The following is a 17,323-nucleotide window of genomic DNA, read 5'->3' as shown; positions in this document are numbered from 1 at the left end:
ATGCGATGAGTCGGCTATGGTTGCAGCTCATAAGTGATAGGAAATCTATCAAATCCGATTTGGATGAGTCGTCTAGGTGCCTCTTGGCTAACAAAGAATATTTGATTGACGTCTGCACCGTTTAAAAAAACCTCATAGGTTTGAAAAGTACCGGCTGCTACAGTGACTTCTCTTATTCCCACTACTGTGAGTTGGCGCTCTGTTAAAGAGTTATCCAAAGCATTAAAAACCGTAATTGGATATTCTAGGCCTTCTGCCAAAGGCAAGGTATGTATACTATAAAATAGTCCCAATTGCTCAACAGTTTGCTCGGGCAGTAGTTGTTCAAATGGGTCTGTTTGTAAATCTGTGCTACCTGTAACCCGATTTTTATCCCAGTTAAAATTAATATCTATAAAACGTGTTCCTTCCGTACCTTCAGCAGTTCCAGTTCCTTCATAAGAAATAGGTGCTAGTGTACGAGTGTCAATTTTTACGCTTAGGGTTTCGGTAATACCAAAGGGCACTGCGTCAGTGATTTCTGTAATTGTCATCACATCACCTTCTCGCTGCATATCAATAATCGCGGTTCCCAGTGCCTGTCCATTGAAGTTTATTGTGTAGGTATTACGCTCTGCAACAAGTGACGACTGATCGAGAACCAAGCCACTTGGTGAGGGTTCGACAAGCACTTGACCGGTTATTGCGCCTTGTTCATATTCGGTGCTGCCAACAGAAACTTTCCACTCTTGTTGAACAAGTTGTTCAACTTCGTCTGAATTTAATGATGTGTCTAAGCTAAATCGCTGTGGATCATTGGCATCTTGATTGAGCTGTATTATTGGATCACTGGCAGTGTCTTGCTCACTAAAAATATGAGCTTGCGTGGCATCTTCGATTCCTTGTGTGGCAATATAAAAACTCGCTTCACCACTTTCACGATTTAGTATCACATTACCTATTCCTTGTTGCTCTGACACGCGAGGAGCTCTGGCTTGAAGACTATCCAATGAAAAACTAAACACTTGTTTATATTGATTGACGATTTGACCACGCAACTCCCCCTCCGGGTGAGCATCAGTATGGATGTTTAGATATGCTCTGCCACTAGTGACCAGTTCAAAAAGATCTTGAGCAAGGGTTTGCTCGTCACTGTACCAATACTCGGGGTTTTCTATATCTTGTTGCAACTCCAGGATGGGAGCACCGTTTTCGGAGATGTCTCCAGAATGAATATGTGCCGCGATGGGCGTGTTTGGCGTATCAATAAACGCATTCACTCGCACCGTCGATTGGTTATGATTTAGGGTTATATAAGCGGCGCCTGTGGCAGTGGTGACAACATTGGGAATTTGTTGCGCCCCAGACAACTTAAAAATTCGTGTGGAAATTTCTTCAGTTAAAATTTGACCACGCAAATAACCCTCAGGAAAATTATCATTGTGCAGATTAATATAGTAGCCACCGGCTAGCAGTCGAGCCATTTGCGCTTCGGTCAACTCAGTTTCTGTTAATTCCATTACTGAAGGATCCGATGTGGCTTCAAACGCTGCGAAAACGCTGCCTATTTCCCCTGCAAACCCTTGATGTATGTGCGCGGCCGTTACGTTGAGTTGCTCAAAAGAAATCTGCGCACTTAACGTACTTGTATCCATATTTAAAGTTAAGGTTCCAGATGCTTTTTCTTGAGACTCTCTTCTAGGAATTTGACTTGCTGAGGTTAAGGTGGTGCTGATCTGAACCACATTCGCCGGTTCTTCCATTGTCGGTGACTCAGAATCGGAGTTGTTACATGCACTTAACATTCCAAACACCATCGCGAAAATACTTAATTTCGCGCAGTTAATAGCGCTTTGATATTTCATTATTTCTTCCTTTTTTATTTTGTCTCAAATGTAGAAACAGTCTGGGTAAATTCAGGTGGGGGATACAAATCCAATCTTGCTCATTTATGTCCAATAAATGTCTAATCGCCGTACTTGCAAGGTTAAACGCATCGTATTTAATAATGGCTTTGATTATACTGAGCCCATTGTCGTAGTGAGTTGAGAACATATGCTTATTGGTGGTTGGCAGGTTGATGAAAGTAAAAATCAACTTTTAAAAGATGAGGCGGTTATCACATTGAGGAACAAGGTGATGGCGGTTCTAATTTATCTGGCCAAGCATTCCCACCGCCTTGTTTCTCGTGATGAATTGATTGACGCAATATGGCTTGGAAATGAACCTGTAGGCAAAAAGGGATTAACCAATGCCATATGGCAGCTTCGTTCAGATCTGCAACAAATAGACATGCAAAGTGATGCCATTTTAACTGTTCCTAAAAAAGGCTATCAGCTATTACTGACTGTCAGTGACGAGCAGGTTGGTAAGGTCTCAGTTCAACAGGAAAAGCATGCAACCCCTGAAGAACTTTTCGATGCACCCTTAAAGAAGAGGTTTGTGCCGACGGTGCTCTTTGCCGCAATAATGCTTTTGGCTATAGGTAGTTATTATTTCCTGCACGACAGCCAAACACAATTCAATGAATTTGCCGCAAATTCAGCGGTCAACCAACTTAATATAAAAGGTACGGAGGTCTTTTCTGCAATATCGCCTGGTGGAGAACACTTTGCTTATAGTAAGTTTGCACAGGGCCAGTATGATATTTATTTGCGCGAATTAACTATAAATCCTAGTTCTTCACAGGCAGTGGAAATCAAACTGACCAATCATCCAGATCCAGAATCCCACATACGATTTTCACCAGACGGAAAGTACATTACGTTTATAAGAGGGCGGGGACGTTCTCGATGCGGCATCTATATTTTAAACGTTGAAACAGCCCAAAGTCAGTTAGTTACACAATGTACTGATACGCTGTTAAGCAAAGTGGCTTGGTCGAACAATGATAACGAGCTACTCGTATTTGACAAAAGACCACAACAAAATATCGGTGGGCTCTACAAAGTAAATGTTTCTAGCGGTGAGCGGTCACTTTTACCTATTCCATTTTCAACTCGGCTGTATCTGGATGGGCAATCTGCGTTTTCAAATGATGGTAGTAAAATCGCTTTTGTACGCTCCCCGTCAACCAATGCACAGGATGTTTTTGTCTATGACATAGCTAGTCAACAAACCACACGAATGACTTACGACAATGCCAAAATCTTCGGTATCCGTTGGCTGCAAGACAATCAAACAATCGTTTTTGCATCGACTCGCGCTGGGCAATCTGGGTTGTGGCGTCAGAATTTACAAGACAAACTGCCAACCGCTCTCGACATACTGGGGAGAAATCTTTCAATTTCTGCAAATGAATCTATTTTGTTGATTGAAAATGTGAATAGCATTCAGAACATTCTTAGCGTAGATGTAACGGATCCCAAATCTGAGCCTGTTCCGTTAAACGACCAGCAAACCCCCAACTCTGAACCTGTATTCTCTGAGGCAAACAATCACATAGACTACGCACAATACGTGAATAATCAGGCAGCTTTCTTTCGCCTTGATATAAACGACAATATTAATACCCCCTATCAGTTCCCGGAAAATTATAGTGATGTAAGCCAGGCGGTTACGTCACCTAATGGTAAGTTTGTTGCGTTTGTTGCGTTGCAAGCGGGGCATCAGTTTAGACATGTCTTTCGAATGTCAGTAGAGGGCAAGCAGGTTTTACAAGTTAGCCAAGGTGCAGGCGATCACTTTGTGCCTTCATGGAGCCCTGATGGTAAAGCTGTATATGCGGCAACTGCAATTACGGGTCGTTGGGAAATATGGAAATATTCTTTAGATTCTGTTGCGCCGCCTAGCCAAGAGACATTCAATGGCGGCGGTATTATCCAGCACCGAAATGGCAACCGCTTTATTAGCAAGGCTGATCGCGATGGAATTTGGCAGTTAGATGGGAACAAAAACGATCATCTGCTAGTTGGTTCTCTTCAGCAAAAGGACTGGGGCAATTGGTATGCTGCTGACAAAGGGATTTATTACATTATGCGAGACTCACTTCAGGATCGTGTTATGTTCTATACCTATGCAACACAATCAGCACAAACAATAGTGCAGTATCCGTCTGGTACTGTTGCGATAGGTAAAAATCTAGTGTTCAACGAGCACAACCAACGATTATATCTCACCGTTAACGTGGTAAACGAAACAGAAGTTGTCGCACTATTTGATAGTTAACCCCAATCCTGGATAAGAAATGTCGGTATAGCTTTGTTTAAAGCTCAATTAATATTTGTAAATTTCATGCACTACTGAGCACTTTGATCTACATATTTCAGCATGCCCTAAGAATTTAAGTACTATCTACCAATTAAATTGTTTGGTTTCCAAATCAATAGCCACATTGGATTTAAATTGGACAAAAATGAGTGCAATTGGATTTGTGTCCCGATGTCTGCGTTTTTCATAATGAGCAGGTGTTAAACAGTCACAGAAATATTTCGTGCATCGTTCAATAAATATTTGAAACGAACCATCACGGGATAAATTTGCTTAAATTCATAGGACATTAAATGCAATTCATCAAAATACTGCTGATCACTTTTGGTTTGTTGGCCGCATCTCAGGTAATGGCTAAAGTCGAATATTATGCGCATCTGAAGTTTCAAGAAACACCTTTTTCACCTTTGGTTGGTATTCATCCTCTAAACAAAAAAGAGGCGCTAAGCCGCATTCACTATCGATTTATTTACGATGATCAAAATCGGATATCTGAAATACGCAGTTTTGTAGGGAATACTCCCGCAGTTTATTTGGGCAGTTTTGATACTTACTATTGGTTTAGTGCGGGCGTAAGAATTGATTATTCGGACAATAAAGAAGTGCATTACTACCTTGATGATCAAGGACAAGAAATCCATTCGAATTACATTCCTCATTATGCTGAATACACGCTTGATGATGACGGGCAACGAATCGCCTTACACTATTTTAAACATGACAATACCAAGTTGAACAACCGCTTTGGTGCTCATCGTTATCACTGGAGTGTGGACAACGAAGGACGCATCGTCGAGAAACGCTACAGCGTTGCAGGGGACCTGGTCACATTGCGCCCAGATGTGGAATTTCATGAAACACGATTCAAATTTGACGCCAAAGGACAAGTGCAGTTTATGTATAATTTTGGCAAAACTGGCAAGATAACCAACAATACTTCTGGTGCTGCAATTGACCGCATTTTTTATGATTTAGACGGCAACTTTATTCGCTGGCAAGTCTATGACAAAGAAGGAAATGCCGTTGAAGGAAACGGCCCTAATGTTCACATTGGTGAGTATCTATACAACGACGTAGGAGACAAGCGCGCAGTAAGGTTTTTTGACCGTGCAGGTTATCCCATGGAATCTTCAGATGGCTTACACCGTGCTGAAAACACTTATGACACCATGGGTAGTTTTATAAAAGAAATCCAGTTTGATAAAACAGGTAAGCCAATTCAGGTGCATGATCGACAGCTCAATGCCAACAATACCCGCATTGAATGGGATCGGTTCTTTGATGGTAATAAAACACCTCAGGAAAACCCTTATTTTGGCGGCGCAGCGGCAATAAATTACTTGTACAACGAAAAAGGTCAGTTAATCGAGCGACGACACTTCGACAAAGCTTTAGAATTTTTTGACCCGTTTAAATCCTAACAAAGTTCCTTTGTCCTTGCGGTATCCTCGTAATCAAGTGTTGTGTGTCGTTGGTTACCTGGATATCGCTTTTTCAATATGTAAAACTCTAAGGTTTAGCATCGATTACTTCAGGCGTAATTAATGAAGACATACAAAAGCGTTGATTATACGATTCAGCAGGCAATGGTTGATATGGCCAAAAGCCATAAAGGGGGGGCTGCCAATAGGCCAGACTACATCATATTTGATGGTGTTAAAGTTAAGACTTCTCACTGGATGGTAGTCCCAGAACGTTTCAAAATAAAGGTTGATTTTTTGTCCGCCCCAGACACAAATCAGGGAATGGATATACATGTCGATGCGGGTTATGTTGAATTGGAGAAGGGTGAGAGAATAAAAACTCTGCGTTCATGGCACAACCCAAAATACGAGCCTCGTTTTGAATATACAGGGTTTAGTAAAACCCAGAAGTTGTCGATTAACAACGTATATACGGAGCAAAGAGGGGATCATCGATTTGAAGAGAAGTGGACAGAAAATGCGGGAATGATTGTAGAGCCGCAGTGCGAAAATACCTTTCTATTTCGATGTAGCCCGGGACATAAAACACCACCTGACTATGATGCACTGGTCTTTAGCGTGACGATTGAAGAGGAGTGAAAAAGTAATCAGTAGGGCTCAAATTGCGTCGTTTAAATTTGCTACTTAGAGGATGTTTACTCAATTTTTAAAGCGGGTATGATAAAGTCACCAACAATCTGTTGCCGCCATTTTCCCCAAACTGAGAACATGCGATAGTTCCCTCCAGTAAAAACAACTGCCAGTTCTAAGTCGGGAACTACGATGATCATTTGACCTCCGTTGCCCGATGCTGTGTAGCTTCTGTAGGCATTGTTCCCGGCTAGGATTTCCTTTACTGACCATATGTAGCCTTGTCCGTCGGCGGAATAATTGTTGGAAAACTCTTCTTCAGTCAAACCTGTTGTTTGCGGCGTGATGTTGATTTTAGTGGTTGTCGACAAAGAGACCCACTCTTGAGGAATTAATTGTTTGTTCTGCCATTTCCCATTTGCAGCATACAGTGCACCGATTTTTAAGATGTCTCTTGGACGCATATAAACCCCGCCCCCCAAATAGGATTTGCCATTTGGTGTTAAATTCCAATGGTAAGTGGAAAAGTTAAGCGGTTTTGCAATGGCCTCATGAAAAAATTCGTTTACCGGAGTGCTTGTGACCTGCTCCAAAGCAGCTCCTACCATATTTGCACTGGCGGATGAGTATGCATAAAGCTTCCCAGGCGGATGGAGTACTGGAAGCCTAGCCGTGTATAGCCAAAAATCCTCTTTGCGCTGTTCCCATAACCTATCTTCTGATCCGGCTGAATTTGAGTCTTCGCTGGTATCCAAGCCACTAGTGTAAGTTAAGAAGTGCTCTAAGGTGATCAACGATTTTTCCGGAGGTACTTTTTTGCCGTGTGACGCAAACACAGCGGGAAGTGGCGAATAGGCAGGAGTAATATCAAAGCCTTTTTGCTGCGCCGCCCCCACAAGCACAGAGCCAAATACTTTTGCCATAGAGCGTGTGTCGTGAACTGATTCACGATCATGTCCATAATAGTATTCTTCAACAACAAGTTGACCTTTATAGCTGACAAGCAAGCTATGCAGAAGTTGAGGTGAACGATCTCTTGGGTCGTTGGAGGCTAACTTATTTGCAAGTTGGCTGAGTATCTCTTTATCGAATCCAACGTCACTTGCCTGTGCAACCTCCCAGCCGTCGTCTATTTGTTCCACAGAGGTAAGTTTACGATTGGCTTCGCCCGGTGAGCGACTGTAATATTTGTCCAAATCGTCGGTTTTAGCTCGACTTAAAACGACAGGCTGGTCAACCATGTTATATGTGAGCTGCAGTGAATCGTTCACAGAATATAGCAGCGGTATTTTGATGTCACCGCAGCGTCTTTTAGCGACTAGATGCCAAATTTGAGCGCCGTTTTTGCTCGGTCCTTTGGTTAAACTGAAAATAGACGAGCGAAGCGTATCATTGCGTTCTGGATTTCGTAGAACCGCTGTGGGATTTCCATCATTGTCCTTAAAAACATCAAGGAATAAATGGAATGGCCTTGGTTGAATAGTAATATCTCCTGACCACTCATTGTTTGAAACTAAAGGTAAGAGAATTTTTGTCGCCATCGAAGAATAAAAGTACTTAGATTCTGGCTGGTACCAGGTTCCTTCCAAACCTTTGTTCTCACTAATTTGGCCGACAAATCGTTCATGGTTGGGCAACTCAAAAACCAATTTGCCTTCTACTTTCTCGACCGACACTGCCTTGCCATCGACCATTGCAGACCAAGAATGCTCTTCTCTAGAGACGCTAACGTTTCTCTCAGTTGCAAAATCATCATCACGCCAAAACCAAATTCCATATGGCGGTGTGTCATTAACATGGCTTTGAGTATCATTTTGAGAGTTGTTCTGATTAACCTTAGTGTCAACACAAGCAAATAAGCAGCCTAACGAGATAATGACTAGGGCAATGAACCTGGTTGAACGTGACATATTTTTGTTCCCAATTTTGTTGATCATGCATTAGGCGTAAAACCCTTACTTCACTTAAACACATACTAGATTTATCTGCCTAGCAAAGTGACTAAGGAGTGAGCATTTATTATTAACACCAGATAGACATTACACCTTGCCAAGGTTTCAGCGTATGATTAATGAAGGATATCTCCATTAAAATCGATTCTCTGTGAATGGTCGCTTTTTTTCTGTGATTGGAAGCAATGTGCTGCTAAGACAAATTATTTCTGTAATTGGATCCTCTTTCATTTTTTTGTTCGTGCCTGTGGCATTCAGTCAAAGTTTAGAATGCCCTGCCATCCAGGAGGATATCAGTAACGTTGAATTCTCCCTTTCTACTTGCCGAGAAATAAACCTGTCCGACTACGTTATGTCTGGCCCTGCTGTTTGGCTCACTATTTCAATAGACTTAACCACTAAACAGATTGAATCGGAGCAACCTCTTGGTCTATTCATTTCTGGCAATATGAGTGCAAGTGCCTATCTCAACGGCAATTACATCGGGGGTAAAGGCTTAGCCTCTATCACACCAGAAAATGAAGTCGCAGGCGCGTTTGACTGGGTAGGTTTTGTCGATCCGTCTTTTGTTCATCAGGGTGCAAATACATTAACGCTTTTAATATCAAGCCATCGAAACATCACTTCTCGCCAGGGGTATTTTAATCGTTTGTATGTAGGAGAATTTATTAATACAACAGACGAATACAACAAGCATTACGCTCTGACATTTGTTCCCCTTGGCGCCATGCTAATTGGGTTAGCTTTTTTACTGAGTCGAGGGTTCAAACGCTCATCAAGGCCATTATTAGCATTGGTGATCATAGCAATAGTACAGCTGCTGATAGAGGTTTCCCGGGGTATATACGCTTACCCTTATTACCTTCAAGACGCCAGATTGTTTGCAATAGCGTTATGTGCGTTCTTCTTTGGTCAATGTTTGCTGCTAGTGACTATTCGCAATGTATCTAGATTTCGATTATTGCTAATTGTATCTGCTTCCAGTCTTTTGACCTTGGCCGTGCAAATTGTAACGGAAGATTACGATTATAAAGCTATTGTTGCGGTACAGATCCCTGCTGTCTTGTGGCTGCTGTGGACCTGTGCACAAAAACTAAAACTAATTAAACCGAGCACATCTAGCCACCAAAATACCTACGCGCTGATATTTTTATCGTTATTATTGGCCACATTCGTAACAAAAAATGAATTTCTCGACTCATTTTTCTACTACCTTATTGCTGCTATTGTAGTTGCGCTGACTGTTGTCGAATCGAAGCGCAAAGTGACACTTGAGAAAGAATTATCAAATACCAAACATCAGGCAGAAAAACTCAAAATGGCATTAGCGCTTACGTACGAAAAGCCAGCAGACCAAGTGATCAAGATTAAGTCAGCTGGTCAAATTACCCTCGTGCCGATGGACAGCATCATTTTTTGCAAGGCCGCTGGGGACTATGTTGAGCTGGTTTGCAAAGATCAATCAGTGCTATTCTCTGGTAGTTTGCAGCGTCTGATAGACGAGCTGACATCAGGTTTTTTAAAGGTTCACAGGTCTTATATCGTCAATGCAAAATACATCACAGAACTAAAACGTATGCCATCAGGAAATGGCGAACTGCAGCTTGCACAGGGTCACCGGGTCCCCGTTAGCAGAGCCATGTTTATAAAGATTCGGGAAACCGTCGCAGAATGAGAGCCAAGACGGTAAGCATGACATTGTTTCAGTATCGTTAAATAGCGCCACTCCATCATTGCTCAAAGCCAACGAGGACAATGCTAATTGTTCCAAACCTAACAATTTCCTAATTGGGCGCTATAAGATTGGCTTCCATTTTGCGACGTCTTCTAATTCCTTCTAATGCGTGGTCTTGCTGCATGCTTCTGATTAAGTTTGCGCATCCTGACCAATCACCCTGTGAAAGGGGAGAACTCAATATAGCAAGTGCACGGTTATTCGCTCCGCGATTAAACGCTAACGACAGCAAAGCGGTTTGTACGGCATGAGGCGTATTTTCATGTTTCAGTTGAGGGAAACGTTTACAAATTGCTACCCAGTAGGGATGTACGATTGTCGGGAAAATGTTAAGTGCCTGACCTTTGCTCACTCTAATACCTAACAAAGTGGCTGAACGATTGAGGTGGCTTTTAGCTTTTCGACCTTTTAACCCTATGCAATGTTGGCATGCAGAAAGTTGATCTGCGTTGAGAATGTTCGAATATTGTTCGTTTAGTTCTTCGTGATCTTGTTGGCCCAAATCAAACCCCGGGTCTAGCGTTACTCCCGAGGCACCGCCCGGCCAATAAGCTTTGCCTGCATGGCCTTCTCGCGCGTGGATCCAGGCCAAATCTCCACGAAAGCCTGCCAACAAGGAATTCTGCGCTGGTGCAGTTTGGGTTTGGTTGAAAACGGGGGTGACTTGACTAACATTCTCATTGGCGATGATGTTGCCCACCATCCGTTGTTCAATCACTTGCCAGGTTTTTGTGTCGACTTCTCCACTTTCATGTAACCCGTGAGATTGCTGGATCAGCTTTACCGCTTCTTGAGTCGCTGTTCCAAAAAAACCGTCAGCTACCATTTGAAACCCAATGAGATTCAACGAACGTTGTAAGTGCTGAACTTCAGCCTTAAATTCTGGGCGGCCGCGAGAAAATCCGTCATCGAGTCTCAGCATATTAAATTCCTTTAAAGAACGCCTTTGATCAAGGTTTTGACTCCGGTATGTGCGATGGAAACCGCTTTGCTACCGAAGTTTGTCCAGCGTTCTTCGCGAGCTTTCAAATCTTGCTCTGCCTGACTTGCCAAAATATTTAGCTTTTCGATCACTGCATTTTGATCCGGGTCAAGTGGCGTAAGAAACTGTGTGGCAGCTTTAAGCTGGTTCAATTGGTCTTGAAGCTGTTTTGCTTGGCGCTGCTCTTCTTCAATAAATTTGTTTTTTTCAGCATCGAGGGTAGCCTGAATGTCACTAAGGCTTTTGTCGAAATCTTTTTCCAACTTTTCGAATGACTCCACTAACCAGCTTTCCATCTTTGCCGAGGCTTCATTCACAACTTGTTGCGCTTCTTGAGTCAGCGCTGGATCGATATCTGGCGGTCTAAAGTTTGGCATTTGTCGCTCCCTATAACCTGACGTTAATGTTATTGGTGGTATTAAACTGCTCGGCTTCCTTATTTAAAACCGTTTGCGCATCTTTAATCGCACTACCAACCGTTGAGCTAATATTTCCAACACCAATATCAATGATGCCCTCTACCTGACTGACAAAAGAGTTGCTGACAAGGTTGCCAATATCTTGCCCAAATACACCGCTTACGGCCTGATTGATGGTGCCACTGTAACTCGTTAACAAAGTTTTAGCCTGGTCAGACATTCCGCTTAATATCGACTCCCAGATGGCAGGTTTGCTAAGTTCGCTTTGTAATACTTTCAACGATCGTTCTGTGGAAGCCCAATGTTGTGCAGCGATGGCTTTGTCTTTTTCTAACTGGGCAATTGTGTTATCAAAATTGCTGGCGACCTGCTTTAGCTCTTGCGCTAGCGCCTCGGTCGAGATATTTAGTTGCAAATCCTGCTTAGCAATAAAATTTGAAACTTTGGACTCCAGATTGATTTTTTGCTCCTCAAAAGATTCTACTGCCTGTTGCCATATCTCAGTCTCCTTTTTGTATCCAAGGTGGATAATATATTCTGCAGCAACGCTGTAGTCGCGATATTCTTTGTTGATCTTTTGATAGTCCGCCATGGCGATTGCACCGCATCCTTGAGGACTTGTTGCACAGGTATGGGATTTCACCACATCACCCAAGGCATCAGCTTGACTTCTATATACATTTTGTTTGGCGACAACTGGCGGCCAAAATTCATCTTCAATTCTCTGATCAAGTCCTGAAAATATCTGTTGTTGAACTTTGTTTTGGTATTTCAACAGTGCGTCGCCTGTCATTGCTTGCGCTGTTAATTCCAGAATTTGTTTTTTTAAAGCTCTAGCCTGTACGCTATCGTTTTGAATGACGTTGAACAGCGTGTTGGTGTCGTCTCTCGCTGCTTCTAACGACTTAATGTAGGCATCAATGGTGTTGATATGTTGCTGGTGCATGATTCCTGCTGCATCAATAACTGTACCTGCGACATCTTTTGTTGTTTGTGACGTAGTCAGGCAACCGCTAATCGCCAAGGTGCATGCCACGAGGCAGATCAGTAAAGGTTTCATTTGTTTAGCTCCTTTTCCATGACGATGGTTTTTACGATGTCATCTTTTAGATCAAAGGCTGTGCGTTTGATCTCGGCGGGGCTTCTAGGTCGCAGTGAATGCATAAATTTGTCCAGAGCAGCTTTGCGGCGCGCTGTAATCTCTGCTGGCCCTTTTTCTATAGACTTTTCGGCTTCACCTAAGACTTTTTTGCCTAATCTGTCGAATAGTGCGACGGTTTTTCTTGAATAGAATCCAAGAATAAACGCCAGCAAAGGAAGGCTTAGCACGCCTACTTCATATTCGCCCAGATCGAACCATCCAACAGCGATGGCGGTCACTAATATCCAAGCTAAAATAGGCCCATAAACAATTTTTGCATAAGCAACCCAGCGCTCGCTGGGTTTAAAGTTTCCTTTTCGCAAATACTCAGCTGAATGCACTAACAAATTTGCCAATACGCCAAACACGGCAAAGAAAATCACTTCAATTGAGCTTCCGGTAGGACTCGACCAGAAAAACGAACGGGCGCTACTGGGTTTTAACGCTTTGACGTCGCGTTTTTGTGCGTCAATTTGTTGCTTTAAGTCTGATAGGGTGATTAACAGTTGGTTGGCTATGTCGTTGGTATCAGAATAGCTATTTATATTGGAAACATCTTTTATGAGGCTTTGTATGCTTATTAATGCTTCGTCCCAAAGGTAGCAATTATCGTCACAATGGGCGCGAGAGCGAGCTTCGTTGATAATAGCGACTGGGCTGCCTTCAAGACCCAGTGGCGATTCGAATTGTCCTTCCAGACTATTTTGCAGACGGGCAGAATTGGTTTTGAGATTTTCTAATAAAACTCTTATTTTGCCTGTTCGTTCATCCAATCTTTTCAGTATGATTTCTGCGTTGGTCTCGCCCATTGCCCAGTGAATCGCAAGGACATCGTTGATTAAGAATTCCCCTTGAGGGGTAAGATGATATGAATCGGTCAAGTCTATATGCAATAAACCAGATCCCTTGTCTGCAAGCCAGTGAGAGCCGACATACAATGCCACCCATAACAGGGTAAAAACAATTAGGCTACTGACAAAGGTTTGACCAGATTTTCTGGTTTGTGAAATATTAAGCATTTGACCGTCCCTTGGCTTCGAAGAATTCAGGTAATACAATATTGGTTAAAATTTGTTCATAAATTCATATAGTTGAAGATCGTAGAAAGCGCAAATTTCTACTCATTGTGATGGAGCGAAAAATAGTCAGATTAGTGTCTTTTTTTCGATACATCACAATCAGAGAAACAAATTCAGTTGGGTGTGTTCGTTCAACGCATTTTTATCGCGATTGGCTCTATTGGACGTCAATACGGCGGTTGAAGTGAATCGACTTAAACGACTCAATAACCAACCGCAATCCCAGATAAGCAACGCCTGCAAGCAACGCTATTTATTCCTATCTCTGCGTTGTTCGATTATTCAAAACGCACATTATCCAACACGAAGTGAAATTCACCTAAATCGGGTCCTGCAACAAACGAAAGGCCAGAAAATACCTTGGCTTCAAATCCTTTAAAACCCTCTAACTTGATCTCAATGGTTTGCCATTGCTCAGTAATTTCAAATGTCTGGTTTGGGGGAATTCCTTGGTTGACCGCATCAAAGACCATGATCCGGTAATTACCTGCTTTACCTTTTACATCGAATACCACGTGGGTAAATCCTGACGCATCAATAGCGGTTACCGGAGGCGTGAAATCTCCTATCGCGGCACCTGCCCAAGGGTAAGGGAAGCCAGCGTTGACTTCGCCTTTTACTTGCAAAACTGACGAGCCGTCGTCAGTGCTTATAACGCTAATTTGCGCTGTGGATTTTCCATTTGCAAAGGAATCATCGGAATGCGTCCATTGCATATTCCCCTGACTTTGAAGTGATTGCTCAGTATTGCCTTCAAAGTCACCCAGTAAAGCCGATGCTGCGATGCTGGTGGTTTGCGTCTTTGTAACGTTAGGTTCTACCTTGAAACCATTTTTGTAAATCGATGCGATGTGTAGTGTTTGCGTGATGTCGGTAAGTGGGTTGCCGTTTAACAACAATAAATCCGCTCTGGCGCCTTCAGCGATTTGTCCTCGGCCCTCAAGTTCAAACAGTTGAGCAGGTAACGACGTTGCAGCGACCAGTGCCTGTTCAGCGGTTAAACCGGCCTCTACTAGAAGCTGCATTTCACCGTGAGTACTAATTCCGTAAGCTGTGCCAGGGTTAGGCGCATCTGAGCCTGCCAAAATAGGTACGCCAGCATCAAAAAACTGTTTAACATTTTGCAGTGCGATATCGAGATCAAACCCTGGAATATTTTGTCCGAAACTGCCATTTAGGGTTGAACGCTGTTGCCCTGAAAGTAAGTCTTCGACGCCTTCTATAGCAAGAAGTGCCTGTTGATTGCCTCTACCATCGACTCCGGCAATCACAGACAAGGTTGGGATGACAAACACGCCTTTTTCTTTTGCGAGCAAGAGTAAATCGTCTTCAACGACAGAATCGGCAAAAACATGAACCAGACCGTCAATGCCCTCTTCAATCATATCTCTAGCCGCTGCCTGTTTTGATATGTGAGCTAAGACCATGAGCTGCTGTTTTTTGGCTTCTTTTATTATCGCGCTTGCAGTGCTTCGATCCAAACTGGGAATACGATTTTGATAAGGCATGTAAACCAGTTTGATGTAGTCGGCGCCCGTTTGTTTTCGCGCACTCACCCATTGTTCTATTTCGTCGATACTACCGATAGTGTCGATAGGAAAGCCATATTGGGTGCCGTGGCCTTTATCAACGGTTGCCATGGTCCCTGAGCTGAACAAGTCTGCTTGATCGCTTTGCTGCAAAGATTGCCTTTTTAATATCGTCTTTGCTAATTCGTACTCAGAGGTAAACATATCCAAATGGGCAGTGACCCCAAAGCGCAAAGCGTCATTTAATGCTGTCATAAAAGAATGGGTATGCGCATCTATCAATCCTGGGATCAGTGTCATTGAGCTGCCCTCTATAACCGGCAGATCGTCTGGGGCAGCCAGCTCTTGCCCCATTTGCGCGATTAATCCATCTTTAATTGCAACATCCATTGAAGGATGAAATTTTCGCCCATCAAACACTGCGATATCGTTGATAAACAAGCTGTTAGTTGTTAATTCGGCCTGCTCTGAGAAACTAGTTTCAGGGGTAGGCAAAAGACTGATCAGCAGAGCAAGTCCAGCAACAATAATGGTTGTTGCGATGACAAATATTGAACGTATCATGAATGATTTCCCTTTCTTTAGTTGTTACGTTGCTTTGACCAAGCAATAGATGTGGCGACCAATAACAAAAGCGTCATAACACCAATGGCCAATAAATGATATTGCACATCTCGCTCACCTGGTGCGCCAGAGATCGCCAACGCAATCTCACTCAAATGGAATGTCGGTAAAAAATGCGCAAAGGTTTGCATGGCTTGCGGAAAGATCATGATGGGGATCCATAAGCCGCCTAAAGCAGAAAAAGCCAAAAAGAATACGTTTGAAATGGCAACCGCTGCATTACTGTTACACAAAAAACCAATACACAGCCCGACCAAAATAAACGGAAAGGTTGCCAAAATGTGCACCGCTAACATACTCGCCCAGACTTGTGTAGGTAGCGCTACGCCTGCAGCAAAACCGGCAACCGCATAGATCGAAGCTACCGACACACTAGAAAATAAAATCGTACTGCACACCTTGGCGCCTATGTAGCTAGCACCTCGGCTAGGCGCAGCTCGTTTTATGGCCAACCAGCCTTTGTCTCGTTCATTAGCAACGCTCACGCCAAAACCAAAAATAGCAGGGCCCATCACCGCAAACACGCCATAGGTTGCAAGCAGGTAAGCTGCATTAGAATTGCTACCCGAAATCATGATGCCGAATAACGAATAAAACGCCACTGGCATCCCTAGGGTTGGAATAATAAACTCCGGTGCGCGAAATGCCTTTAATAATTCAGCCCCTGCTTCTAAGCTAAATGAACGAATCAAGCTGCTCATGATGCCTCTCCTGTCTGGCTTAATTGGGTGAAAATGTCTTCCAGTTTCGGCTGAGTGACTGTCAGGTCAGTGATAACCGGATCGCTGGCTAAAAGCGCGGTCAATGCCGCATTGACATCTGAGCAGCGCAGCTCACTGAAGCGTCCGGCGATTTTAACCGATTCAACCCCTGTCAATGCACGAAGTTGAGCTTCTGTCAGCTGTGTTTGACAGCGAACTGCTGAGCCGCGGACTTGATTGTGGATATCTTCGGGCGTTGCATCAGCAACAATCTTGCCTGAATTCATCACGATAATCCGATCAGCCAAGGCGTCGGCTTCTTCAAGATAGTGGGTAGTTAAGACAATGGTCTTGCCTTTAGCCGCGAAACCTCTAATCACTTGCCATAGATTTCGACGGGCTTCTATATCAAGCCCAGTGGTGGGTTCATCCAGAAAGATTAATTTGGGGTCACCAATTACTGCCAAAGCAAATTGCACACGCCGTTTTTGTCCACCAGAGAGTTTCTTGTAGCGCTTATCAACAAAGTCTCTTAGGTTGCACAGCTCAATAACTTCCTCCACCGAGAATGGATTAGGGTAATAGCTTGCGAACAAGATGATTTGCTCTCTTGCGGTGAGCAGATCGGGTAGGTCTGCGTCTTGGAGAATCACACCGATTTGTTGTTTTGCACTTAAATTCCCTGGAAGGTGACCAAGGGTTTTCAGCTCACCAGAGGTAGTTTTTTCTAGCCCCAGGGCACACTGAATTAACGTGGTTTTTCCAGCCCCGTTTTGACCCAAAATTGCCACCACACCAGATTGGTCAATGGCAAAGTCTATGCCTTGAATAGCATTGACATTGCCATAGGATTTATGCAAATTCTTGGCGTGTAGAATAGTTTTTTCAGAGTCCATTCTTTTTCCTTGTTAATCAGATA

13 protein-coding genes are annotated in these 17,323 nt (G+C 43.3%); 4 read left to right on the top strand and 9 right to left on the bottom strand.

Annotated elements, in window-relative coordinates; translation table 11 throughout:
• Positions 1-14 precede the first annotated feature (14 nt).
• A complete protein-coding gene (locus FM019_RS00930) occupies positions 15-1,844 on the bottom strand; it encodes a CHRD domain-containing protein (protein ID WP_143834011.1) in 1,830 nt (609 codons plus the stop codon).
• A gap of 190 nt (positions 1,845-2,034) precedes the next feature.
• On the opposite strand from FM019_RS00930, the gene FM019_RS00925 reads away from it, so the two are divergent.
• From FM019_RS00925 to FM019_RS00915, 3 genes are all read left to right on the top strand, one after another.
• Positions 2,035-4,146 carry a winged helix-turn-helix domain-containing protein gene (locus tag FM019_RS00925; RefSeq protein WP_143834010.1) on the top strand — a complete coding sequence of 704 codons (2,112 nt, stop codon included), beginning with the start codon at positions 2,035-2,037 and terminating at the stop codon, positions 4,144-4,146.
• Positions 4,147-4,481: 335 nt separating this feature from the next.
• Positions 4,482-5,609: a hypothetical protein gene (locus tag FM019_RS00920; protein ID WP_143834009.1), complete on the top strand. Its 1,128-nt coding sequence runs from the start codon at positions 4,482-4,484 to the stop codon at positions 5,607-5,609.
• A gap of 123 nt (positions 5,610-5,732) precedes the next feature.
• A complete protein-coding gene (locus FM019_RS00915) occupies positions 5,733-6,251 on the top strand; it encodes a hypothetical protein (RefSeq protein ID WP_143834008.1) in 519 nt (172 codons plus the stop codon).
• A gap of 56 nt (positions 6,252-6,307) precedes the next feature.
• Here the strand turns inward: FM019_RS00915 and FM019_RS00910 are convergent, their stop codons facing one another.
• Positions 6,308-8,152, bottom strand: coding sequence for a serine hydrolase (locus FM019_RS00910; protein ID WP_185969136.1), 1,845 nt, complete (start codon positions 8,150-8,152; stop codon positions 6,308-6,310).
• A gap of 289 nt (positions 8,153-8,441) precedes the next feature.
• On the opposite strand from FM019_RS00910, the gene FM019_RS00905 reads away from it, so the two are divergent.
• Positions 8,442-9,869: a LytR/AlgR family response regulator transcription factor gene (locus FM019_RS00905; RefSeq protein WP_143834006.1), complete on the top strand. Its 1,428-nt coding sequence runs from the start codon at positions 8,442-8,444 to the stop codon at positions 9,867-9,869.
• 109 nt (positions 9,870-9,978) lie between these two features.
• On the opposite strand, the gene FM019_RS00900 is transcribed toward FM019_RS00905, so the two are convergent.
• The 7 genes from FM019_RS00900 to FM019_RS00870 form a co-directional block, all read right to left on the bottom strand.
• Positions 9,979-10,851, bottom strand: a complete 873-nt coding sequence (locus FM019_RS00900; RefSeq protein WP_143834005.1) for a pesticin C-terminus-like muramidase — start codon at positions 10,849-10,851, stop codon at positions 9,979-9,981.
• A gap of 11 nt (positions 10,852-10,862) precedes the next feature.
• Complete coding sequence (locus tag FM019_RS00895) at positions 10,863-11,288, bottom strand: hypothetical protein (protein WP_143834004.1); 426 nt, start codon at positions 11,286-11,288, stop codon at positions 10,863-10,865.
• A gap of 10 nt (positions 11,289-11,298) precedes the next feature.
• Positions 11,299-12,390, bottom strand: coding sequence for a hypothetical protein (locus FM019_RS00890; RefSeq protein ID WP_143834003.1), 1,092 nt, complete (start codon positions 12,388-12,390; stop codon positions 11,299-11,301).
• Positions 12,387-13,490 carry a hypothetical protein gene (locus tag FM019_RS00885; RefSeq protein ID WP_143834002.1) on the bottom strand — a complete coding sequence of 368 codons (1,104 nt, stop codon included), beginning with the start codon at positions 13,488-13,490 and terminating at the stop codon, positions 12,387-12,389. Before FM019_RS00885 ends, FM019_RS00890 begins: the two co-directional genes overlap by 4 nt.
• 338 nt (positions 13,491-13,828) lie before the next feature.
• Complete coding sequence (locus FM019_RS00880) at positions 13,829-15,643, bottom strand: CIA30 family protein (RefSeq protein WP_143834001.1); 1,815 nt, start codon at positions 15,641-15,643, stop codon at positions 13,829-13,831.
• A gap of 17 nt (positions 15,644-15,660) precedes the next feature.
• Complete coding sequence (locus FM019_RS00875) at positions 15,661-16,404, bottom strand: ABC transporter permease (protein ID WP_260681490.1); 744 nt, start codon at positions 16,402-16,404, stop codon at positions 15,661-15,663.
• Positions 16,401-17,300 (bottom strand): ABC transporter ATP-binding protein, encoded by a 900-nt coding sequence (locus tag FM019_RS00870; protein ID WP_143833999.1) that lies wholly within the window; start codon positions 17,298-17,300, stop codon positions 16,401-16,403. Before FM019_RS00870 ends, FM019_RS00875 begins: the two co-directional genes overlap by 4 nt.
• Between the last annotated feature and the right edge of the window lie 23 nt (positions 17,301-17,323).

The organism is Aliiglaciecola sp. M165, from assembly GCF_007197995.1.
Lineage (GTDB): Bacteria > Pseudomonadota > Gammaproteobacteria > Enterobacterales > Alteromonadaceae > Aliiglaciecola.
The sequence above is the reverse complement of the archived record's forward strand: the minus strand, read 5'-3'. Positions and strand labels throughout refer to the sequence as shown.

Coding starts and splice junctions, on each gene's coding strand:
- FM019_RS00930 (WP_143834011.1), bottom strand. CDS start 1,844: ATGAAATATCAAAGCGCTATTAACTGCGCGAAATTAAGTATTTTCGCG.
- FM019_RS00915 (WP_143834008.1), top strand. CDS start 5,733: ATGAAGACATACAAAAGCGTTGATTATACGATTCAGCAGGCAATGGTT.
- FM019_RS00900 (WP_143834005.1), bottom strand. CDS start 10,851: ATGCTGAGACTCGATGACGGATTTTCTCGCGGCCGCCCAGAATTTAAG.
- FM019_RS00890 (WP_143834003.1), bottom strand. CDS start 12,390: ATGAAACCTTTACTGATCTGCCTCGTGGCATGCACCTTGGCGATTAGC.
- FM019_RS00885 (WP_143834002.1), bottom strand. CDS start 13,490: ATGCTTAATATTTCACAAACCAGAAAATCTGGTCAAACCTTTGTCAGT.
- FM019_RS00920 (WP_143834009.1), top strand. CDS start 4,482: ATGCAATTCATCAAAATACTGCTGATCACTTTTGGTTTGTTGGCCGCA.
- FM019_RS00910 (WP_185969136.1), bottom strand. CDS start 8,152: ATGTCACGTTCAACCAGGTTCATTGCCCTAGTCATTATCTCGTTAGGC.
- FM019_RS00875 (WP_260681490.1), bottom strand. CDS start 16,404: ATGAGCAGCTTGATTCGTTCATTTAGCTTAGAAGCAGGGGCTGAATTA.
- FM019_RS00895 (WP_143834004.1), bottom strand. CDS start 11,288: ATGCCAAACTTTAGACCGCCAGATATCGATCCAGCGCTGACTCAAGAA.
- FM019_RS00880 (WP_143834001.1), bottom strand. CDS start 15,643: ATGATACGTTCAATATTTGTCATCGCAACAACCATTATTGTTGCTGGA.
- FM019_RS00925 (WP_143834010.1), top strand. CDS start 2,035: ATGCTTATTGGTGGTTGGCAGGTTGATGAAAGTAAAAATCAACTTTTA.
- FM019_RS00870 (WP_143833999.1), bottom strand. CDS start 17,300: ATGGACTCTGAAAAAACTATTCTACACGCCAAGAATTTGCATAAATCC.